Source organism: Agromyces soli, from assembly GCF_022811605.1.
Classification (GTDB): domain Bacteria; phylum Actinomycetota; class Actinomycetes; order Actinomycetales; family Microbacteriaceae; genus Agromyces; species Agromyces soli.
This window is the reverse complement of record NZ_CP094533.1, coordinates 3,553,228-3,573,962: the sequence shown is the minus strand read 5'-3', so window position 1 is coordinate 3,573,962 and position 20,735 is coordinate 3,553,228. Positions and strand designations below refer to the sequence as shown.

Genomic DNA, 20,735 nt, shown 5'->3' with positions numbered 1-20,735 from the left:
AGTCGGTCCCGGATAGCATGTTCGCTCGTGCGCACCATGCAGAGAGTCCTCGTCTTCCCCGCGTGGGGCGACAACCCCTACTTGAACCTGATGAGCCTCGCGCCGCGCGCGAGCGGCTACGAGTTCCGCGGCGCGACGATCGTCGATTCTCTCGTGAAGTCCGCTGCGGATCTCGCGGCGAACGACGTGCTGCACCTGCACTGGACCTCGCCGATCCTCCAGCGGGCGGCCGACGGTCGGGAAGCTGCGGCGGCGTTCGCGCGATTCCGTGCGCTCCTCGACGAGCTGCGCGAGCGCGGGGTCAAGCTCGTGTGGACCGTGCACAATCAGCTTCCGCACGAACTCGCCTACCGCGAGCCGGAGATCGAGCTGTACCGCCTGCTCGCCGAACGGGCCGATGTCGTGCATGTCATGTCACCCGCGACGGCCGAGGTCCTCGCGGGGATCTGCACGCTCCCCGCCGATCGGGTCAGGCACCTCCCTCACCCGAGCTATCTCGGCGTCTACGGCGTCCCGCCGGCCAAGAGCGAGGCTCGGGCGCTGCTGGGGGTCGATCCAGTGGCGCCCACCGTGCTCTTCCTCGGTCAGATGCGTCCGTACAAGGGGCTCGGCACGCTCCTCGCCGCGCTCCGCCGTCTCGCCGAGACCGAGCGCACGCTGCCGACACTGCTCCTCGCCGGCTCGGCGTCCGCCGAGGTCCGCGCCGAGATCGAGTCGAGCCTTCCGGACGGGATCCCGGTCGTCGCGAAGTACGAGTTCGTGCCCGACGGCGAGGTGGGCACCTGGTTCGCCGCGGCCGACCTCGCGATCTTCCCCTACACGGCGATCCTCAACTCGGGCAGCGTGCATCTCTCGGCCGCGTTCGAGGTGCCGGCGATGCTCCCGAACGAGCCCCACCTCGTGCAGCAGTTCGCGAGCGAGCCGTGGGTGAGCTACTTCGACGTCGCGAATCCCGTCGAGTCGATGGCGAACGGGATCCGCGACCGCCTGCTCGTCGACCACCGCACCGAGCACGGGCCCGGTATCGACTTCGACGGTTTCAACGAATCGGTGTCGCCGTGGCGCATCTCGCGCCGCTACGCAGGCTTGCTCGACGAACTCACCGGCCGCCGGAGCGAGTAGCTCGCGCGGGCCATCCGCTCGCGGAGCGTCCGTGCGGCGCGCCGCGCGCCGCGCAGCGCCCAGTGCGGCCGTCGCTCGAGCCAGATCCCGCCCTCGCTGTTCCGCCCGACGGTGAATCCGGCGAAGCGGTCGTAGGGCGTCGAGAAGCGGACGGACGTCGGGAACGCGACGATCGTCGTGTCCGAGCCCGAGCCCGAGCCCGAGCCCGAGCCCGAGCCCGAGGCGCTCGCGACGAGGTGGAGGCGGACGCCGACGGGCACCCGCGAGCGGCCGATGCTCGCGGTCCATTCGGACGCCCCCTCGGCGGTGCGCCGCTGCGAGGCCGGGACGCTCACCAAGCCGTCCGCGGCACTCGTTCGGAGGTGCAGTCGGACCTCCTCGGACCCGCTCGCGCCGGAGAGCGCCACGCGTCCGCGTTCGATCCGGACGTGCGCGAGCCGATGCGCGCCCGCACGGCTCGCGCGGATGCGCCGGAGCAGCGTGTCGTCGGATACGGTGCGCGATGCCTCGAACTCCGGGAGGCGGTGCAGCGGGCGCCACGGGTCGTCGTCGGACGCTGACTCCGCCGCTCGGACGAGCCTGATCAGCTCGGCGTCGTCCGTCTCCGCCCCGGCGCGGATCTGCTCGGCGAGCACCGGGGTGAGCATGCGGACGGCGTCGCGGGCGGCGAGCGCATGGTCGGACACGCGCAGGCCGTCGAGCGCGTGCGTCCAGAGCGCGAGGTGGTCGGATTCATGCGGCGGGCGCCGCTCCACCAGTCGGACGAGCGCGGATGCCGCCTCGAGCCGATGGCGGCGGGCGAGATCGAAGACCGCCCGACGCGAGGGAGCCAGACGATTGAACCGGAACTCTGGCAGCAGTGCCATGATCGCGGCCACGGTCTCGCTGATCTGCGCGTCGGCCGAGTCGTCGCGCGACGAGACGGCCAAGTGCTCCGAGAGGTGCTTCCAGCCGTCCGCCTCGTAGAAGATCCCGGCGTAGGTCGAGCTGAGTCCGGGGTCGGCGGCTTCGGCGATCAGTGCGGCGCAGGCCAGTTCCTGGCGGAGATAGGCGAGCACGGACGCCGCCGTGGTAGCGCGCGCGGTCATCGAGGAGGCGCCCGGACGTTCGCGATAGAGGTAGACGACCTCCGGCACGACATCGACGCGGGTCGCCGCGAGGTAGCTCGTCACCATGGGCACGATGTCGTTCGAGCGCACGGTCTCGGGGTACTCGATGCCGAGACGGCGCCAGTAGTCCGCGCGGAACACTTTGTTCCAGACCGCGCGGCCTCGCAGCAGCGACGGGTGGTCGACGAGCCGGACGGCGCGCCGGGCCTCCTGGAAGGCGGGCCATCCGGCGGTCGGGCGCCAGGTCTTCGTCGGCGAGAACTTGAGGAAGTCCCCGAAGGCGAGGTCGGAGCCGGTGGCCTCGAGCGAGGCGACGAGCGAGCGGTAGCCGCCGGGCGGGACGAGGTCGTCCGCATCGCAGAAGGCGAGATAGCGTCCGCGGGCGTGGAGCACGGCGGTGTTCCGCGCGGCGGCGCCTCCGCTCTGCTCCGCGTCGACGAGTGCGACCCGGGCGTCGCACTCGGCGAACCGCGCCACGATCTCCCTGGTGCCGTCGCTCGAGTGGTCGTCGACGACGACGACCTCGAGCTCGCGCAACTCCTGGCTCAGGAGCGATTCGAGCGTCTCGCCGATCCAGTTCCGCACGTTGTGCGCCGGGACGAGGACGCTGAGCATCGGCGCAGCGGGCCGGCCGACGACGGCCCCCTCGTCACCGCCGGTGGCGTGAATCGTCATGGCAGTGGTCCTCCGGTCCCCGATCGTGCACCGGGGGAGTCTACCGGAGGGTATTCATCCCTTCGGCGTCCCGCGCAGTCGGCGGAGAAGCCCGCGAACTCCTCGTCGGCCGGCCCGGGGCAGCCACCCCGGTCGCCGTTCGACGAGCACCCCGCGCCGATCGAAATGCAGCAGGAAGCGGTCGAACGGGCTGTACTCGGGGGTGGAGGCGGCGAACCGCAGCGACATCGCCCAGCCGGTCTCGGGGTCGACGAGCACCGCTCGCAGACGGACCGCCATCGGCAGCCGCCGCCCCGCGAGCCTGCTGCGGACGCCAGGGCCGTGCTGGGCGGGTCGGGTCGGGGCGCGGGCGACGACCCGACCGCTGGACTCGTCGTACAGGGCGGCGAGATCGGCCGCGGCGACGTTCCCGTCGACCTGCAAGCCGATCGAACGGCCCGACGACACCGCGACGAGTTCAGCGGCCCGTGCGCGCGTCGCGCGCAGCCGGGCGCGCAGCTCCTCGGCCGAGCTGTTCGCTGCGTCGGCGAACTCGGGCACGGCGCGGAGCAGTTCCGGACGCGAAGTCGCGACGGCGCCGACGGCACCGAGGAGCGCGACGTCGGCGGAGTCGTCCGCGGCGTGGACGCCGGCCACGAGCGCGGCGCACAGCCGGGAGGAGAAGACGGGCTCGGCGAGCAGCGCGGCGTCGTCCGCCGCATCGTGCTCGGCGATCGTCCGCCAGCTCTCGAAGAGCCGTGCGTCCGGCGCGGCGTCGTCGTCGCAGACGACGGCCGCCGCGGCGGCGAGATCGATGCGTCCCGCGAGCAGGAGCTCGAAGACCGCGGCCTTCTGCCGGTCCCGCGCGTTCGGGCGATCGATCCCGAGTTCGGCGACGAGTTCGCGCACCAGCCCGACGATCTCGGCGTCGCGCCCGTGGTCGCCGCGGTCCGCACGGAGGTACCTGGCGAGGTGGACCCAGCCGTCGCGATCGAGGATGAGCGTGCGATACACGCGAGTCAGTTCGGGAGACGACGCGGCGCTGATGAGCCGCGCGCAGACGATCTCCTGAGTCAGATAGCTGATGAGGGAATCCGCGGACTTCGCCCGCGACGTCATCGAGCCGAGACCCGGCCGTTCCCGGTAGAGGTAGACGACGTCTTCGACGATGTCGACCGCATCGGCGGCGAGATAGGACCGGACCATCGGGACGATGTCGTTGGAGCGGGGGACGTCGGGGAAGGAGAGCTCGGTCCGCGCCCAGAACGACCGCCGGAACACCTTGTTCCAGCACGGCCGACCGTTCAGCAGCGAGGGCTCGTCCTGCACGCGGATGCCGCGTCTGGCGGCCCGGAACGCGGGCCAGTTCTGCGTCGGCGACCAGGTCCTCGTCGGCGAGAACTTGAGGTAGTCGCCGAACGCGATGTCCGAGCCGGACGCTTCCAGGCTGTCGACGAGCGCCCGGTACGCGCCCGGCGCGACGAGGTCGTCGCCGTCGCAGAACGCGAGGTAGCGGCCGCGCGCGTGGTCGGACCCGATGTTCCGCGCGGTCCCGCCGCCTCGGGTGACCGCATCGATCACGCGGATGCGCGGGTCGGCGGCGGCCAGCGCGTCGAGGAGCGCCCTGGTGCCGTCGGTCGAGTGATCGTCCACGATCAGCACCTCGAGGTCGAGGTCCTGAGCGAGCACGGAATCGAGCGTCTCCCCGATCCAAGGGCGCACGTCGTGCGACGGGATGACGACCGAGAGCAGCGGACCGCCGGCGTCGTCGCCCGGCGCGGAGGCCCGGACGGGGGCGGCGCCGATCGCGCGGCGCTCCTCGTCGGTCAGACCCTCGAGCGGCGGATTCCGCAGGCTCAGCATCTCCAGCCGTTCGATCGCCGAGCCCGCTTCGTCGAGCTCGGCATCCGCATCCGGCACCGGCGCGCCGAGCGCCGCGCGCAGGGCGGTCCGTTGCGCCAGTGAATCGGCGCGCAACTCCAGATAGCTTCGGGAGCGCGACGGGCGTGGGGCGCCCGTTCCCGCCCAGAGGTCGATCGGGAACGCGGCGAGCAGCGCCGCCGCGTCGAACTCCGGCGCCGGGACGGGGCCGAGCTCGAGGGCCTCCTCGACCGTGTGCGCGAAGCGCACGTCGGATCGCCCGGTGCCCGCGTAGTAGTCCAGGTACTTGAAGGTGCTCTCGTTCTCCGGGGCGATGGGGCGCGACGGGATCCCGAGGGCGTCCGCGACGACGAGCGCGTGCAGCGAGGTTCCGGTGACGAACTCGCTCGCCGCGAGATCGTCGATGATCGCCCAGGGATCGCCGATCGGCGAGCGGGAGAGCGCTGGGGCGAAGCGGGCCGTCTCGTTCAGGTTCGGCACGACCGTGAGCGCACGTCGCTTCGGTCGCGGGCGGCGCACGAGTTCGGGCCAGAGCTCCGGCAGCAGGAGTGCCGGGTCGCCGAACACCTCCGGCGCCTCGATCCCTCGCGCGGTCAGGACGGCGCGGGTGAGCGGACCGCGGACCGCCCGGACGTCGAGCGACGGCGGGAGGGGTTGCGTGCCGATCTTCCCGTTCACCCCGGTGCCCCAGACCACGTCGCCCGGGTTCGCGAAGTGCATGACCGAGCCGACGCTCAGCAGACGGCGCGACGCCGAGGACGCGAAACGGATGCGCCGGGTCTCGACGATCCTGCGGATCACGAGCGGGCCGAGCAGGTCGCCGAAGTTCGAGACGGGCGCGGTGCGGCCCTCCTCGTCGGCGCGTTCCGGGTTCCAGCGCACGCACCGGACCCCGAGCACCTGTTCCTCAAGATCGCTGGTCACCCGCCCGATCATAGGCGGCGAAGCTCGGCAACAGCCGGTGCGGTAGCTTGGCTGGGTGCCGATTCCCATCGCCCGGCGGATGCGCGCCGCGGCCGAGCGGCTCAGCGGCGCCGTCCACGCGGCCAGAGGAAGGTCGTGGGCGGCGCGCGCCGAGGACGACGGCCGAGGACGCGTGGACCTCGTCATGCCCGCGCACGACGTGGGGCGCTTCATCGACGAGGCGATCCGCTCCGTGCTCTCCCAGGATCGACCGCGGCTTCGGCTGTTCGTGCTCGACGACGACTCCCAGGACGACACGGCGAGCCGCGTCGAGCGCTGGGTGCGGCGGGACGCGAGGGTGCGGCTCGTCCGGGTCGCCCATCACGACCCGAATGCCGTCCGCAACGACGGGATCGCTCGGGCCGACGGGGAGTACCTCGGGTTCCTCGACGCCGACGACCGGTTGCGGCCGGGCGCCCTGCGCGACCTGGTGCGGAGCCTGGAGCGCTCGGGGTCGGACTTCGCGGTGGGCTCCTACGATCGCCTCGTCGGATCGGAGCGCCGGGCACCGGCGTTCTGGATCGACGAGGCGCACGCTCGCGAGCGGCTCGGCACGAACGTGCGCTCCTTCCCCGAGGTCATGGTCAACGCGGTGCAGTGGACGAAGCTCTACCGTCGCTCGTTCTGGGACGCGGCAGCGCTCGAATTCCCGTCCGGCGGCCATTTCCAGGACCAGCTCGTGAGCGCCCGCGCGTACTCGCGCGCCGCCGCCTTCGACGTGCTCGCCCGGAAGACGGTCGACTGGCGGATCCGCGGCGACGGTTCCTCGATGACGCAGCAGGGGGTGCGCGCGGCACAGGTTCGGGACCGCTTCACGACCGCGCTGGGCGCGCTCGCAGTGCTCGACGCCGAGACGGACGAGGCGACCTCGCGCGCCCGGCTGCTCCAGTTCCTCTCGAACGATGCCGCGATCGCCGCCGCCGAGCTCCGGGGGATGGACCGGGAGGCGTTCGACGCACTCGGGACCGGGCTCGCGGCGCTCGCGGAACGCGCGGATCGCGCGATCTGGGAACAGGTCCCCGCCGAGTCGAAGGTGCTCTTCGAGTTCGTGCTTCGCGGAGATCGAGCCCGCGCCCTCGAGTATCTGGACCGGGGCGGCCTCGACTCCCTCGCCGCGCCGCTGGTCGTCCACCGCGGCCAAACGTTCGTCGGACTGCCGTTCTGGCAGGATCCCGAGGCGGCCGTGCCCATCGACCGCTTCCGGGCGGCGCCGAGGGAGCTCCGCGCGTACGCCGAGCAGCCCCGTCGATCGAGCTGAGGCCGTGCAGCGGGACGGTCCGGCGCCGCCCTAGACGAACGCCGCTTCCCCGGTCACGGTGCGGCCGACGATGAGGGTGTTCATCTCGCGGGTGCCCTCGTAGGAGTAGAGCGCCTCGGCGTCGGCGAAGTAGCGCGCCACCCCGTAGTCGAGCACGATGCCGTTGCCGCCGAGGGTCTCCCGCGCCCACGCGACCGTCTCGCGCATCCGCGCCGTCGCGTAGGCCTTGGCGAGGGCCGAGTGCTCGTCGCGCTGGGTGCCGGCGTCGAGCATCTGCGACACCCGCACCACCATGGCGAGCGAGGCGGTGATGTTGCCCAGGCTGTTCACGAGGTGCTCCTGGATGAGCTGGTGGGCGGCGATCGGCTTGCCGAACTGCTCGCGCTCCTTCGCGTAGGCGACGGCCGCCTCGTAGGCACCGATGGCGGTGCCGACGGCGGCCCAGGCGACCTCGGCGCGGGTCTGGCGGAGGATGGCGGCGGTGTCGCGGAACGAGTTCGCGTTCTGCAGGCGCAGCGCCTCCGGCACGCGGACGTCGCGCAGCTCGATGTCGGCGTTCTGCACGGGCCGCAGGCTGATCTTGCCCTCGATCTTCGTCGCCGTGTAGCCGGGGGTCGAGGTCGGCACGATGAAGCCCTTGACCTGGCCGTCGGACTCGTCCTTCGCCCAGATGATCGTCACGTCCGAGAAGGTCGCGTTGCCGATCCAGCGCTTCTGCCCGTTCAGCACCCACTCGTCGCCCTCGCGCCGGGCGGTCGTGCGCAGGCCCCGCGCGGAGTCGGAGCCGGAGAGCGGCTCGGTGAGCCCGAAGGCGCCGATGACCTCGGCGGAGGCGAGCTTCGGCAGCCACTCGGCGCGCTGCTCGGCGGAGCCGGCGAGTGCGATCGAGCCGGCGGCCAGGCCGTTCTGCACGCCGACGAAGGTGCTGACCGAGGCGTCGATGCGGGCGAGCTCGAGGGCGACGAAGCCGCGGAACACGGCCGAGTTCTCGAAGGGCTTCGTCTCGTCCCAGGCGAACGACAGCACGCCGAGCTCGGCGAGCGGCTGCACGATCCCGGTGGGGAACTCGGCGCGCTCCCAGTAGCCGCCGATGACGGGCTTGACCTCGCGCTCGCCCCAGGCTCGGATGGCCATGACGGCCTCCTGCTCGCGATCGCCGAGGAGGGCCTCGGCGTAGCCGTAGAAGTCGCTCGAGAGGGGCGCGAAGGTCATGACTGCTCCAATGCGGGTCGGATGCCCCGAGCCTAGGACGCCGGCTCGGGGCATCCGAAGCCGTTGGTAGTTTGGAGCCAAGCCGCGAAAGGAACTGCGCCGAGATGTTCGTCAGGATCGACAACGAGCCCAGGGACTACGCCTGGGGCGACCGCGGGCTGATCGCGGCCTTCCGCGGCCGGGAGGCGAGCGGCGCGCCCGAGGCGGAGCTCTGGCTCGGCGCGCACCCCGGCTCGCCGTCGCGCATCGTCGGCGCCGAGCCGCCGTTCGGCGACCTCGCAGCCTGGATCGCCGCGGAGCCCGAGCGGGCGCTCGGCGCCGAGGTCGCGTCGCGCTTCGCCGACGAGGGGATGCCGCGGCTGCCGTTCCTGCTGAAGCTGCTCGCCGCCGGCGGCCCCCTGTCGCTGCAGGCGCACCCCACGACGGAGCGCGCGCGGCTCGGCTTCGCCAAGGAGGAGTCGGAGGGCGTGCCCGTCGACGCCTACGACCGCAACTACCGCGACCGCTTCCACAAGCCGGAGCTCGTCGTCGCGCTCAGCGAGACCTTCGACGCGCTGTCCGGCTTCCGGCCCCTCGACGAGGTCGCCGCGGTGATCGAGGTCCTGCGCGACGCCGACGCCGCATCGGCCGAGCCGCAGCCCGGCGCGATCGAGCTGCTCGCCGTGCGCCTCGGCGCCGAGGGGCTCGACGGAGCGGTCGAGTGGCTGCTCACCGACGGCCGCGGCGGCGACACGGGGGAGTCCACGTGGCTCGTCGAGCGCGTCGTCGCCCTCGCCGCCGAGCCGCTCGCGCTCGCCTCGCCCGCCGCGGCGTCGTTCCGCACGGTCACGGCGCTCGCCGAGGCATATCCGGGCGATCCGGGCATCGTCATCTCGCTGCTTCTGAACCGGGTGCGCCTGGCGCGGGGCGAGTCGCTGTTCCTCGCCGCCGGCAACATCCACGCCTACCTCGGCGGCCTCGGCATCGAGCTCATGGCCGCGAGCGACAACGTGCTGCGCGGCGGATTGACCCCGAAGCACATCGACGTCGGCGAGCTCGTCGAGGTGCTCGACTTCACCCCGATGCCGCCGCCGCGGCTCGAGCCGGAGCAGCCGGCACCCGGGGTGCGGAGCTTCCGCCCGCCGGTGCCCGACTTCGTGCTGCATCGGCTCGAGGCGGCCGAGGGGGAGGCCGCGCTCCCCGAGGTGCAGATCGACGGGCCGGCGATCGCGATCGCGGAGGCCGGGCCGGCCCGCCTCGCCGGTGCGCTCGGTTCGATCGAGCTCGGCCGTGGCGAGGCGGTGTTCGTCACGCCGGACGAGGCTCGCCTGCGCCTCGAGGGCCCCGGCACGGTCTGGCTCGCGACGACCGGCTGAGCCGAGGCATCCGCCCGCTCAGCCGGCGAGCGCCGCCGTCTCGCGCCGTCCGAAGAGCCGCCGGTAGGCGGTCGGCGTCGTCTGCAGCACCTTCACGAAGTGGTGCCGCATCACGGCCGCCGCACCGAAGCCGCACTCGCGCGCGATCTCCTCGAGGCTCAGGCCGGTCTCCTCGAGGAGCTGCTGCGCGCGCAGCAGGCGCTGCCGGTTGAGCCAGGCGTTCGGCGTGGTGCCCGTCTCGGCGCGGAAGCGCCGCGCGAAGGTGCGCGGCGACATGAGCGCCTTCCTGGCGAGCCGGTCGACGGTGAGTTCCTCGTCGAGGTGCTCCAGCATCCACGCCGTGACGGTCGCGAAGGAGTCGCTCTTGCACTCGACGACGGGCGTCTGGATGAACTGCGACTGGCCGCCGTCGCGCTGCGGGGGGACGACCATCCGGCGGGCGACGATGTTCGCGGCGCTCGCGCCGAGCTCGGTGCGCACGATGTGCAGCGCGGCGTCGATGCCGGCGGCGGTGCCGGCGCCCGTGACGACGAGGCCGTCCTGCACGAACAGCACGTCGGGGTCGACCTCGGTGGCGGGGAACGCGGAGGCGAGCCGGTCGGTGTACATCCAGTGCGTGGTCGAGCGGCGGCCGTCGAGGACGCCGGCCTGCCCCAGGATGAACGCGCCGGAGCAGACGGAGAGCACCCAGGCCCCGCGCTCGACCGCCTCGCGGATGGCCTCGAGCACGCGCTCGTCGGCGTCCTGATCGATGAGCGCGGCGGGCACGGCGACGAGGTCGGCGGTGCGGGCCGCGTCGAGTCCCTCGTGCACGACGACGTCGAAGCCGAGCTTCGTCGGGATCGGGCCGGGCTCGGCCGCGACGACGTGGAAGTCGAACGTGGGCCCGCCGTGCTCGCGCCGGTCGATGCCGAAGACCTCGCAGATGACGCCGAACTCGAACGGCGCCATGTGCGGGACGGCGATGCAGGCGATGGATCGGAGCATGGGCACCTCGCGTGGCAGGAACTGGCTGATTCGTGGCAATGCTGCCACTGTCGGCAGAATCTCACAAGTCATAGATTTCCTGCCATGACCACGATTCTGCTCCTGATCCTCGCGGGCCTCGCCGTCTGGGGCGTGGTGGCGACCCTGCTCCGGCTCGACTCCGACGGCTACGGCCGACCGGAGATCCGAGACCGCGTCCGGCACGCCCAGCACGAGCCGATCTCCAGCCGTTAGCATCATCGAGGCGGCGGCCGCTCGGGCCGCCGCGTCGAGGTGCTGCGGAGGGAACGACGGATGAGCTGGATGGTCACCGGGGGAGCGGGCTACATCGGAGCGCACGTCGTGCGGGCGTTCCAGGCCAAGGGCATCGACGTCGTCGTGCTCGACGATCTCTCCTCCGGGCGGCGCGGCTTCGTCACCGACGGCGTGGACTTCGTGCACGGCTCCATCCTCGACGGCGCTCTGCTCGAGAGCGTCTTCGCCCGGCACGACGTGCGCGGCGTCGTGCACCTCGCCGGCTTCAAGTACGCGGGCGTCTCGGTGCAGCGGCCGCTGCACACCTATCAGCAGAACGTCACCGGAACCGCGACGCTGCTCGCCGCGATGGAGGCGGCGAAGGTCGCCCGGATCGTGTTCTCGTCGAGCGCCGCCGTCTACGGCACGCCGGACGTCGACCTCGTCACGGAGGAGACGGCGAAGCATCCGCAGTCGCCGTACGGCGAGTCGAAGCTGATCGGCGAGTGGCTCCTCGCCGACCAGGCCGTGGCGACCGGTCTGGCGCACACGAGCCTGCGCTACTTCAACGTCGTCGGCTCGGGCACGCCCGAGATCTTCGACCCGAGCCCGCACAACCTCTTCCCGTTGGTGTTCGACGCGCTGCTGGACGGCCGCACCCCGAAGGTCTACGGCGACGACTACGCGACGCCCGACGGCACCTGCGTGCGCGACTACATCCACGTGGCCGACCTCGCGGCGGCGCATGTCGTGGCGGCCGAGCGGCTCGAGGCGGGGGAGCCCGTCGCGCCCGTCTACAACCTCGGATCGGGCGACGGCGTCTCGGTCGCCGAGATCATGTCCGCGGTCGCGGCCGTCACCGGCATCGACTTCGCGCCGGAGAATGCCCCGCGCCGGGCCGGGGATCCCGCCCGGATCGTGGCCTCGGGCGAGCTCGCCGCGCGCGACCTCGACTGGCGTATGCGGCACTCGCTCGAGGACATGGTGCGCAGCGCCTGGGAGGCGCGCCGCGCCGCCGGCTGAGCGCCGCGAACGGGCGCGCCGTGTCCCCAGAGCGGGGGACGGGATCACAACTCCGGAACGACTCCGGCGTGTCGCGGCGAGGCGGAAGCTTCGATCCCTGCCTGAGGGTTTACGATCTGCGACTTGACTCACTCGAATTACACCGCTGTAATTGGTCGTGACGCGGCATCCGGATCCTCGGGAGCGGCGGGCGGTACAACTGGGTGGGAGACGATATGGCAATTCCTGAATATCGTTCTGGAGTACCTGACGACTGGTTCATCGATCCGGTGCGGCTGGGGGTCCCGGGGGTGCGTCCAACGACGGACGACGACGACAACCCCCTGGCATGGCAGAGCGACGCGCTGTGCGCGCAGACCGACCCGGAGGCGTTCTTCCCCGAGAAGGGCGGATCGACCCGGGACGCGAAGAAGATCTGCACCGGCTGCGAGGTTCGTGCGCAGTGCCTCGAGTACGCGCTGTCGAACGACGAACGGTTCGGGATCTGGGGCGGGCTCTCCGAACGAGAACGACGAAAGCTCCGCAAACGAGCGGTGTAGCAACATCCGGCAGGACGAACGAGGGCCCGTGCGATGCACGGGCCCTCGTCGTTCGACCGCGGATCGGCGGCACGCCCGCCGATGGCGACGGCTCGCAGCGAGCCGGTGCTTAGGCTGACTGCGATGTCCCCCAGAGTGACCGCCATCCTCGTCGTGCACCGCGGCGGCGAACGCCTGACCCGTGCCCTCGACGCCATCCGCGCGCAATCACGCCGGCCCGAGCGCCTGCTCGTCGCGCTGGTCCAGGCGAACGCGGAGACCCGCGCCGCCGCAGCAGAGGCCGCTCCCGACGGGATCATCCAGATCGAGGAGCGCGTCGCCTTCGGCGAGGCCGTCCGCCGCGCCGAGCAGACGCTGCCGCCCCCGCAGGACGACGAGGACGCCGTCTGGCTGCTCTCCGAGGACACCGAGCCGGAGTCCCGTGCCCTGGCCGCGCTCGAGACCACCCTCGAGACCGCACGGTCCGTCGCGATCGCCGGCCCCAAGCTGCTCGAGGCGGAGCGTCCCGACCGGATCGCGAGCCTCGGCCGCTCGATGACCCGCTTCGGCGCCGCCGTGCCGCTCGTGACCGGCGAGCTCGACCAGGGCCAGCACGACGGGCTCAGCGACGTGCTCGGGGTCGACCCCGGCGGGATCCTGGTCCGGCGCGCCGTCTGGCGTTCGCTCGAGGGCTTCGACCCCGCGCTGCCGGTCGTCGACGACGGGCTCGACCTCGCCGTCCGGGCGCGCCTCGGCGGGCACCGCGTCGCCGTGGTGCCGACCGCGCACGTCCGCTTCGCCGCCGGCGGCCTGATCGGCCCGGCCGCCGGGCACCGCGCGGGCGCCGTGCGCCGCAGGGCCGCCGCGACCAGGCGCGCCGCACTGCACCGGCGGATGAGCTATGCGCCCGCCGCGGCCACGCCCCTGCACTGGCTGAGCCTGCTGCCCCTCGCGGTGCTGCGCTCGATCGTGCTGCTCGTGACGAAGGCCCCCGGCCGCATCGTCGGCGAGTTCGGCGCGGCGCTGCGCACCATGTTCTCCTTCGGCGCCATCGCCCGCTCGCGCCGGGTGCTCCGCGGCGCGCGCTCGGTCGGCTGGTCGGCGATCGCGCCGCTGCGGATGCAGCCGGACGAGATGCGCCGCCGACGCCGGCTCGAGGCCGAGGAGCGGCGGGCCAGGGCCAGGGGGCGGGTGGACGGCGTCGACTTCCTCGCCACCGGTGGAGGTTGGGTGCTGCTCGTCGCGGTCGTCGTGTCGATCGCCGTCATGTTCCCCCTGCTCGGTGCCGCCGGCGTCTCCGGCGCGGGGCTCCTGCCGCTGTCGCCCGCGGTCGACGAGCTCTGGCGGAATGCGAGCTACGGCTGGCGCGACGTCAGCACGGGCTTCATCGGTGCAGCGGACCCGTTCCAGGCCGTGCTCGCGGTGCTCGGTTCGCTCGCGTTCTGGTCGCCATCCTGGGCGCTCGTCGCGCTCTGGCTGCTCGCCATCCCGGTCTCCGCGCTCGGCGCCTGGTTCGCGGCGGCCCGGCTCACCGAGCGCGGCGCCCTGCGTGCGCTCGCGGCGGTGCTCTGGATGCTCGCGCCGCCGCTGCTGTCCTCGCTCGCCGACGGGCGACCCGGTGCGGTGCTCGCTCACGTTCTGCTCGCCTGGCTGCTGTACGCGGCACTCGGCTCGGCGACGAGCTGGGCGACGGCCGCGACCGCATCTCTGCTGTTCGCCGCCGTCGTGGCGGCCGCGCCGAGCCTCGCCCCGGCGCTGCTCGTCGCCTGGATCGTCGGCATGGCGGCGTCCGGCCGTGGCGCGGCCAGGCTCGCGCTCCTGCCCGTCCCCGCCGTGGTGCTCGCCGCACCGCTGATCTGGGCGCAGCTGGCCGCGGGCAACCGCTTGGCGCTGCTCGCGGATCCCGGCGTCCCCGTGCCTGCCGCGGTGCCGGGCTCCGGAGTGCTCGGGCTCGGCTTCACCGATCCCGCGCTCGGCGGATGGCAGCAGGTGCTGGCCGCGCTGCAGGCGAGCATCGACCCGCGTTGGGTCGTCGCCGCGCTGCTGCTGCCGCTCGCGCTCGCGGCGCTGGCGGCCTTCGCGACCGGTCGCATCCGGGCCGCGGCCTTCGCCCTCGCCGGCGCGGCCCTCGGCTTCGCCACCGCCGTGGCCGCCGCGCAGCTGTCGCTCGCGATCATCGGCGCCTCGGCCGCCCCTGTGGCCTCCGCTCCGGGCCAGAGCATGATGTGGCTCGGCCTCGTGCTCGCCGCTGTCGTCGCCCTCGACGGGGTGCGTCGCGCGTCCGCCTGGCTCGCAGCGCTGCTCACCGTCGCGACGGCGGGCGCCGTGCTGCCGCTCGCCGTCAGCATCGCCACCGGGCGGGCGGAGGTCGGTCCCGCCGCCCAGCGTTCGCTGCCCGCCTTCGTCACCGCCGAGGCGGAGAACGATCCCAGGGTGACGACCTTGCGGCTCGTCCCTGAGGCCGACGGCGGCCTCAGGGCCACCCTCGAGCACGGCGCGGGCGCGACGCTCGACGAGCAGTCGACCTTCGCGCAGACCCGCGTCACGATGGACGCCGGCGAGCTCGCGCTCGCGGAGATCGCCGGAAACCTCGCCTCGCGCGGCGGGTTCGACGCCGACCGTGCGATCGATGAGTTCGGCATCTCCTACGTGCTCCTCGGCCAGGCCGATGCGGACGCCCCACGGGCCGAGACGCAGACCGCGGATCGGTCCCGGGCCGCCCTCGACGCGAACGCCGCCCTCGTGCCGGTCGGCGAGACCGACTTCGGCACCCTCTGGCGCTTCGCCGATGCCGTGCCCGATGCGCCTGCCGCGCAGATCCCGCCGCACGCGGGCGCGCCGCTCGCCGGCTGGATCGCGACGGTGCAACTGATCGTCTTCGGCGCCGTGCTGCTGCTGTCGATCCCCGCGGGGGTCGGCCGCGAGGAGCCCGCGCGCCGCCCGAAGCGGCCGCGTCCGGAGCGCGTGCGGCGGCGCGGCGCGAAGGTCGTCCCGGCCGCGCCGGCGGCGCAGGCCGAGACCGAGGAAGGCACCCCGGTCGAGGAAGGCACGCCGGTCGAGGACGGCACGCCGGTCGAGGATGGCACGCCGGTCGAGGACGGCACGCCGGTCGAGGTCGGCTCGGCCGAACCCGAGCCGGCGACCGCGGTCGAGGAGCCCGCGCACGACGGCCCCCCGACCGATCCTGGCGTGACGAATCCCGACGAGCGAGAGGGAGAGCACGATGCCCGATAGCCGCACCCTGCTGCGGGCCGGCGGACGCGGCGTCGCCGTGCTCGGCGCCGCAGCCCTCACGGTGGCCGCGTTCGGGGCGGCGGCGATCGTGCCGTGGCCCGAGCACCGCGCGGAGCCGCTCGCCCGCTCCATCCAGCCCGCCGAGAGCCGGACGCTGCGCGTCTGCCCCGGCCCGATGCTGGAGCTCGGCGACGATGCCGAGAGCGTGTCCGCACTGGGGTCCGCCCGCATCGCGACCGCGACGCGACCGGCCGACGCCGGGGCCGAGCGGGTCGTGCTCGCGCCGCCGCGCGGCACCGAGGACGACGTCGCCGTCTCGCTCGTGACCGAGCCGGGAGCCGTGGACGCCGGGATGCTCGCGGGCGCCCAATCGCAGCGACTCACCACCGAGACCGCGGCGGGGTTCCTCGCCGCGGGCTGCGCAGAGCCGGTCGCCGATGCCTGGCTCGCCGGGGGAAGCACCGAGCTCGGGCGCTCGACGCTGCTGCTGCTCGCGAATCCGGGCGAGGTGGCCGCGACGGTCGACGTCCGCGTGCATTCGGAGACCGGCCCGGTCGAGGCGCCGTCCGGGCTCGGTCTCGTCGTGCAGCCGGGCGGACAGCGCGTCGTCTCGATCGCCGGCCTCGCGCCGGGGGCGGCGGCGCCGGTCGTGCACGTCACGAGCACGGGCGGCACGGTGGCGGCGACGCTCGAGCAGACCGCGATCGACGTGCTGACGCCGACGGGCGCCGAGCTGATCGGGACGACCGCGCCACCGGCGACGCGGCAGACCATCACCGGCGTCGTCGTCCCCCAGTCCGGCGGGATCGCCGTCGACGAGGATCACGCCGAGGGCGACGCGCATCCGAGCCTGCGGCTGCTGGCTCCGGGCGCGGACGCCGTGGAGGCCGCGGTCTCGGTCGTGCCCGAGGCCGGCGGCGAAGGCTCCGTCTTCGACGTGGTGCTGCAGCCGGGCCAGGTCAGCGACATCCCGCTCGGCGAGCTCGCCGCCGGCGAATACACCGTCCGAATCGATGCCGACGGCGAGTTCGTCGCGGCGGCCCGGACCGCCACGACGGCCGGCGGCGACGAACTCCCGAGCGACTTCGCCTGGTTCCCGGCCTCGCTGCCGCTCCTCGAGGAGACCCTCGTCGCGGTTCCCCGCGGACCCGGGACGAAGCTCCACTTCGCCAACCCCGGCGACGCCGAGGTCGAGGCGAGCGTGACGATCGGCGACGACGAGCGGCGGGTGACCGTAGCGGCCGGCGGGGTGGCCTCCGTGCAGCTCCCGGGCGGCGGGGGAAGCGCGCTCGTGACGGGCGGTGCCGGCCTCTTCGCATCCGTCAGCTTCAACGGCAACCGCCAGCTCGCCGGCTTCGCCGTGCAGCCGCCCGGCCCGCTGGACTCGCCGATCGTGGTCTACCCGCGCTGACCCGAGGCGCGCCCGGACGTCGCCGTCAGAAGTGCCGGTAGCGGCCGGGCGCGAGCTCCCACGGGTCGCGTCCGATGAGCTCGCCGACCGCTCGGAACACGCAGCTCTCGATGAGGAGCTTCTCGTCCTTGTCCTCGCCCTCCTGCAGGCGCAGGAACCGCACGATCGGCAGCCGGAAGAAGACGATCCGGCGCTCGTCGTGGAAGACGTGCCAGCGGTCGACGTGGTCGTCGTGGATGGCTTCCGCCGGCGCCTGCGAGACCTCGAACACGGCGCCGTCGAGCTCGGGCCACAGCCCCCGCAGGTACGACGCCGTCGCGGCGATCGTCATCTCGAACTCGTCGATGCGGGTGCTGAGCAGCGGCAGGTGCGGCCCGGTGACGGGGGAGCGCAGGCCGCGGCCGTGGCGGTCCCTCGCGAGCCGCCTCGGCGAGTGCGGGACTCGGGCGACACGACGAGGACGGGGCATGCCCTCCATCGTAATGTCCGTGCGGCTCGCTACGCTGGTCGAGCCATGAGACGTTGTTCGCGCACCGCATGCACCGCCGAGGCGGTCGCCACGCTGAGCTACGACTACGCCGACTCCATGATCGTCGTGGGGCCGCTCTCGCCCGTCCGCGAACCGCACGGCTACGACCTCTGCGCGAGGCATTCCGAGCGCACGAGTGCGCCGCGCGGCTGGCAGGTCGTGCGCCACAAACCGATGGGTGAGGTAGGTTTCAAGGCGTGATCGCCCCCGCCGACCCGTCCGGTTCCCTCGCCAGCCTGTCCACCGTCGTCAAGGCCTACGACATCCGCGGCCTCGTCGGCGATCAGCTCACCGAGCCGATCGTCGAGGCCATCGCCGCGGCCTTCGTCGACGAGGTCGACGCGACCGGCGGCACCGTGGTCGTCGGGCACGACATGCGCGACTCCTCGCCGGCCTTCGCCGCGGCGTTCGCCCGCGGCGCTGCGGCGCGCGGCGCCTCGGTCACCGAGATCGGGCTCTGCTCCACCGACGAGAGCTATTACGCCTCGGGGGCGCTCGCCGCGCCGGCCGCGATGTTCACCGCGAGCCACAACCCGGCGGCGTACAACGGCATCAAGCTCTCCCGCGCCGGCGCCCAGGGCATCTCGCTCGACACCGGTCTCGCGGCGATCCGCGACCGCGCCGCGGGCTACCTCGAGGGCGGCATCCCGTCCGTCGCCGAGCCCGGGGCGATCGCGGCCCGCGACGTCCTGGTCGAGTACGCCACGTACCTGCGCGGCCTCGTCGACCTCTCCGGCATCCGGCCGCTCAAGATCGTCGTCGACGCCGGCAACGGCATGGCCGGGCTCACCGTGCCCGCCGTGCTCGGCGAGGCGGCGGGGCTGCCGCGTCTCCCCCTCGAGATCGTGCCGCTGTACTTCGAGCTCGACGGCACGTTCCCCAACCACGAGGCGAACCCGCTCGAGCCCGCGAACCTCGTCGACCTGCAGCGCGCGGTCGTCGAGCACGGCGCCGACCTCGGACTCGCCTTCGACGGCGACGCCGACCGCTGCTTCGTCGTCGACGAGCGCGGCACGGCCGTGACACCCTCCGCGGTCGCCGCGATCGTCGCGCTCCGCGAGATCGCCCGGGTCCGCGCCGCGGGCGAGACCGGCGAGATCGCCGTCATCCACAACCTCATCACCTCGCGCGTCGTCCCCGAGACGATCGAGCGTGCCGGCGCCGTGCCCGTGCGCACTCGCGTCGGCCACTCGCTCATCAAGGACCGCATGCGCGAGACCGGCGCCGTGTTCGGCGGCGAGCACTCCGCGCACTACTACTTCCGCGACTTCTGGGGCGCCGACAACGGCATGCTCGCCGCGATGCACCTGCTCGCCGAGTTCGGGGCGCAGACCGGGCCGCTGTCCGAGCTGTCGGCGCGCTTCACGCCGTACGCCCTCTCCGGCGAGGTCAACTCGACCGTCGACGACGTGCCGGCCGCCTACGCCCGCATCTTCGAGGCCTTCACCGGCCGCGCGGAGTTCGACGAGCTCGACGGCCTCACCGTCGAGGGCGTGACCGCGATCGACGACCCGTTCTGGTGGTTCAACGTCCGCCCCTCGAACACCGAGCCGCTGCTTCGGCTGAACGTCGAGGGCGCCGACGAGGCGACGATGATCCGCATCCGCGACGAGGTGCTCGCGCTCATCCGCGCCTGAGCTGCGGGGGAGACGGGGCGGGTGGCGCGCGGCGTCACACTCGCGCCTCGAGTTCCCGATTCGCCCGCCGAGGCCGGAGAATGGATGCCATGAGCTCCCAGCCCCTCACCACCGCCCTGCCGTTCAAGGTCGCCGACCTCTCGCTCGCCGAGGCGGGCCGCCACCAGCTGCGGCTCGCCGAGAACGAGATGCCGGGGCTCATGGCGCTCCGCGCCGAGTTCGGCGCGGCGCAGCCCCTGGCCGGCGCGCGCATCGCCGGCAGCCTGCACATGACGGTGCAGACCGCGGTGCTCATCGAGACGCTCGTGGCGCTCGGCGCGGAGGTGCGCTGGGCGAGCTGCAACATCTTCTCCACGCAGGATGAGGCCGCCGCCGCGGTCGTCGTCGGCCCGAACGGCACCGTCGCGGAGCCCGCCGGCGTGCCGGTGTTCGCTTGGAAGGGCGAGTCGCTCGAGGAGTACTGGTGGTGCACCGACCGCATCTTCGACTGGTCGGCCGAGGCCGAGGCCGCCGGTGCCGACTGGATCGGGCCGAACATGATCCTCGACGACGGCGGCGACGCCACCCTGCTCGTGCACCAGGGCCGCGAGTACGAGCTCGCCGGTGCGGTGCCGGCCGCGGCCGCCGACGACAGCGCCGAGTTCCGCGTCGTGCTGGAGACGCTGCGCCGCTCGCTCGAGCGCTCGAGCGACCGCTGGACGCGCATCGCCGACGAGCTCCAGGGCGTGACCGAGGAGACCACGACCGGCGTGCACCGCCTCTACGAGCTGCACGCCCGCGGCGAGCTGCGTTTCCCGGCGATCAACGTCAACGACTCCGTCACGAAGTCGAAGTTCGACAACAAGTACGGGATCCGGCACTCGCTGCCCGACGGCCTGAACCGCGCCACCGACGTGCTCATGGGCGGCAAGGTCGCCTTCGTCGCCGGCTACGGCGACGTCGGCAAGGGGGCGGCCGAGGCGCTGCGCGGCCAGGGCGCCCGCGTCATCGTCTCGGAGATCGACCCGATCAACGCGCTGCAGGCGGCGATGGACGGCTACCAGGTCGCGCGCCTCGAGTCCGTCATCGGCGACGTCGACATCCTCGTCACCGGCACGGGCAACAAGGACGTCGTGCGCCTCGAGCACCTGCTCGGGCTGAAGCATCTCGCCGTCGTCGCGAACGTCGGCCACTTCGACAACGAGATCGACATGGCCGCCCTCGAGGCGCTGCCGGGCGCCGAGCGCATCGAGATCAAGCCGCAGGTGCACGAGTGGCGGCTGCCGAACGGGCGCAGCGTGCTCGTGCTGAGCGAGGGCCGGCTGATGAACCTCGGCAACGCGACCGGGCACCCCTCCTTCGTGATGAGCAACTCGTTCACGAACCAGGTGCTCGCGCAGATCGAGCTCTTCACCCGCCCGGAGGCGTACCCCACCGCCGTGTACGTGCTGCCGAAGCACCTCGACGAGAAGGTCGCCCGGCTGCACCTCGACGCGCTCGGCGTCGAGCTGACGGAGCTCACCCCCGAGCAGGCCGCCTACATCGGCGTCCCGGTCGAGGGGCCCTACAAGGTGGAGCACTACCGCTACTGACGGATGCCGCGGCGGTGCGCCTGCGCCGCCGCGGTGA

At 73.1% G+C, this 20,735-nt stretch carries 16 protein-coding genes; 11 read left to right on the top strand and 5 right to left on the bottom strand.

Going from position 1 to position 20,735, the window contains the following annotated elements:
- The first annotated feature begins 36 nt into the window (after window positions 1-36).
- Entirely contained in the window at window positions 37-1,122 is a 1,086-nt protein-coding gene (locus MTP13_RS17150) for a glycosyltransferase (protein ID WP_341681665.1), read from the top strand.
- Here the strand turns inward: MTP13_RS17150 and MTP13_RS17145 are convergent.
- Together MTP13_RS17145 and MTP13_RS17140 are read right to left on the bottom strand one after the other, a co-directional pair.
- Window positions 1,077-2,906, bottom strand: a complete 1,830-nt coding sequence (locus tag MTP13_RS17145) for a glycosyltransferase family 2 protein (protein WP_243568853.1) — start codon at window positions 2,904-2,906, stop codon at window positions 1,077-1,079. The two genes, MTP13_RS17150 and MTP13_RS17145, sit on opposite strands and share 46 nt — an antisense overlap.
- 54 nt (window positions 2,907-2,960) lie before the next feature.
- Window positions 2,961-5,759 (bottom strand): glycosyltransferase, encoded by a 2,799-nt coding sequence (locus tag MTP13_RS17140; RefSeq protein ID WP_243568852.1) that lies wholly within the window; start codon window positions 5,757-5,759, stop codon window positions 2,961-2,963.
- On the opposite strand from MTP13_RS17140, the gene MTP13_RS17135 reads away from it, so the two are divergent.
- Window positions 5,746-6,987, top strand: a complete 1,242-nt coding sequence (locus MTP13_RS17135) for a glycosyltransferase family 2 protein (protein ID WP_243568851.1) — start codon at window positions 5,746-5,748, stop codon at window positions 6,985-6,987. The two genes, MTP13_RS17140 and MTP13_RS17135, sit on opposite strands and share 14 nt — an antisense overlap.
- A gap of 30 nt (window positions 6,988-7,017) precedes the next feature.
- On the opposite strand, the gene MTP13_RS17130 is transcribed toward MTP13_RS17135, so the two are convergent.
- Window positions 7,018-8,199, bottom strand: a complete 1,182-nt coding sequence (locus tag MTP13_RS17130) for an acyl-CoA dehydrogenase family protein (protein WP_243568850.1) — start codon at window positions 8,197-8,199, stop codon at window positions 7,018-7,020.
- 104 nt (window positions 8,200-8,303) lie between these two features.
- Between MTP13_RS17130 and manA the strand changes: the two genes are divergently transcribed.
- Complete coding sequence (gene manA, locus MTP13_RS17125) at window positions 8,304-9,554, top strand: mannose-6-phosphate isomerase, class I (RefSeq protein WP_243568849.1); 1,251 nt, start codon at window positions 8,304-8,306, stop codon at window positions 9,552-9,554.
- An 18-nt stretch (window positions 9,555-9,572) separates the two neighbouring features.
- On the opposite strand, the gene MTP13_RS17120 is transcribed toward manA, so the two are convergent.
- The gene (locus MTP13_RS17120; RefSeq protein ID WP_243568848.1) at window positions 9,573-10,541 is read right to left on the bottom strand and encodes a GlxA family transcriptional regulator; all 969 of its coding nucleotides are present in this window, start codon (window positions 10,539-10,541) and stop codon (window positions 9,573-9,575) included.
- An 84-nt stretch (window positions 10,542-10,625) separates the two neighbouring features.
- On the opposite strand from MTP13_RS17120, the gene MTP13_RS17115 reads away from it, so the two are divergent.
- The 5 genes from MTP13_RS17115 to MTP13_RS17095 all read left to right on the top strand — a co-directional run bounded on the left by MTP13_RS17115 (window position 10,626) and on the right by MTP13_RS17095 (window position 16,961).
- Entirely contained in the window at window positions 10,626-10,775 is a 150-nt protein-coding gene (locus MTP13_RS17115) for a hypothetical protein (RefSeq protein WP_189086293.1), read from the top strand.
- 60 nt (window positions 10,776-10,835) lie between these two features.
- The gene (gene galE, locus MTP13_RS17110) at window positions 10,836-11,798 is read left to right on the top strand and encodes a UDP-glucose 4-epimerase GalE (RefSeq protein ID WP_243568847.1); all 963 of its coding nucleotides are present in this window, start codon (window positions 10,836-10,838) and stop codon (window positions 11,796-11,798) included.
- A gap of 215 nt (window positions 11,799-12,013) precedes the next feature.
- Window positions 12,014-12,337, top strand: a complete 324-nt coding sequence (locus tag MTP13_RS17105; RefSeq protein ID WP_243568846.1) for a WhiB family transcriptional regulator — start codon at window positions 12,014-12,016, stop codon at window positions 12,335-12,337.
- Between the two features lie 123 nt (window positions 12,338-12,460).
- A complete protein-coding gene (locus tag MTP13_RS17100; RefSeq protein ID WP_243568845.1) occupies window positions 12,461-15,550 on the top strand; it encodes a glycosyltransferase in 3,090 nt (1,029 codons plus the stop codon).
- Window positions 15,540-16,961 carry a DUF5719 family protein gene (locus MTP13_RS17095; RefSeq protein ID WP_243568844.1) on the top strand — a complete coding sequence of 474 codons (1,422 nt, stop codon included), beginning with the start codon at window positions 15,540-15,542 and terminating at the stop codon, window positions 16,959-16,961. The genes MTP13_RS17100 and MTP13_RS17095 overlap by 11 nt, the downstream gene beginning before the upstream one ends.
- A 25-nt stretch (window positions 16,962-16,986) precedes the next feature.
- On the opposite strand, the gene MTP13_RS17090 is transcribed toward MTP13_RS17095, so the two are convergent.
- Window positions 16,987-17,430 carry a hypothetical protein gene (locus tag MTP13_RS17090; protein ID WP_243568843.1) on the bottom strand — a complete coding sequence of 148 codons (444 nt, stop codon included), beginning with the start codon at window positions 17,428-17,430 and terminating at the stop codon, window positions 16,987-16,989.
- A gap of 45 nt (window positions 17,431-17,475) precedes the next feature.
- Here MTP13_RS17090 and MTP13_RS17085 point away from each other — a divergent pair, with 45 nt between their 5' ends.
- The 3 genes from MTP13_RS17085 (at window position 17,476) to ahcY (ending at window position 20,698) form a co-directional block, all read left to right on the top strand.
- Entirely contained in the window at window positions 17,476-17,691 is a 216-nt protein-coding gene (locus MTP13_RS17085) for a DUF3499 family protein (protein ID WP_189086299.1), read from the top strand.
- Window positions 17,688-19,127, top strand: a complete 1,440-nt coding sequence (locus MTP13_RS17080; RefSeq protein ID WP_243568842.1) for a phosphomannomutase/phosphoglucomutase — start codon at window positions 17,688-17,690, stop codon at window positions 19,125-19,127. The genes MTP13_RS17085 and MTP13_RS17080 overlap by 4 nt, the downstream gene beginning before the upstream one ends.
- An 89-nt stretch (window positions 19,128-19,216) precedes the next feature.
- Entirely contained in the window at window positions 19,217-20,698 is a 1,482-nt protein-coding gene (ahcY, locus tag MTP13_RS17075) for an adenosylhomocysteinase (RefSeq protein WP_243568841.1), read from the top strand.
- Window positions 20,699-20,735 lie beyond the last annotated feature (37 nt).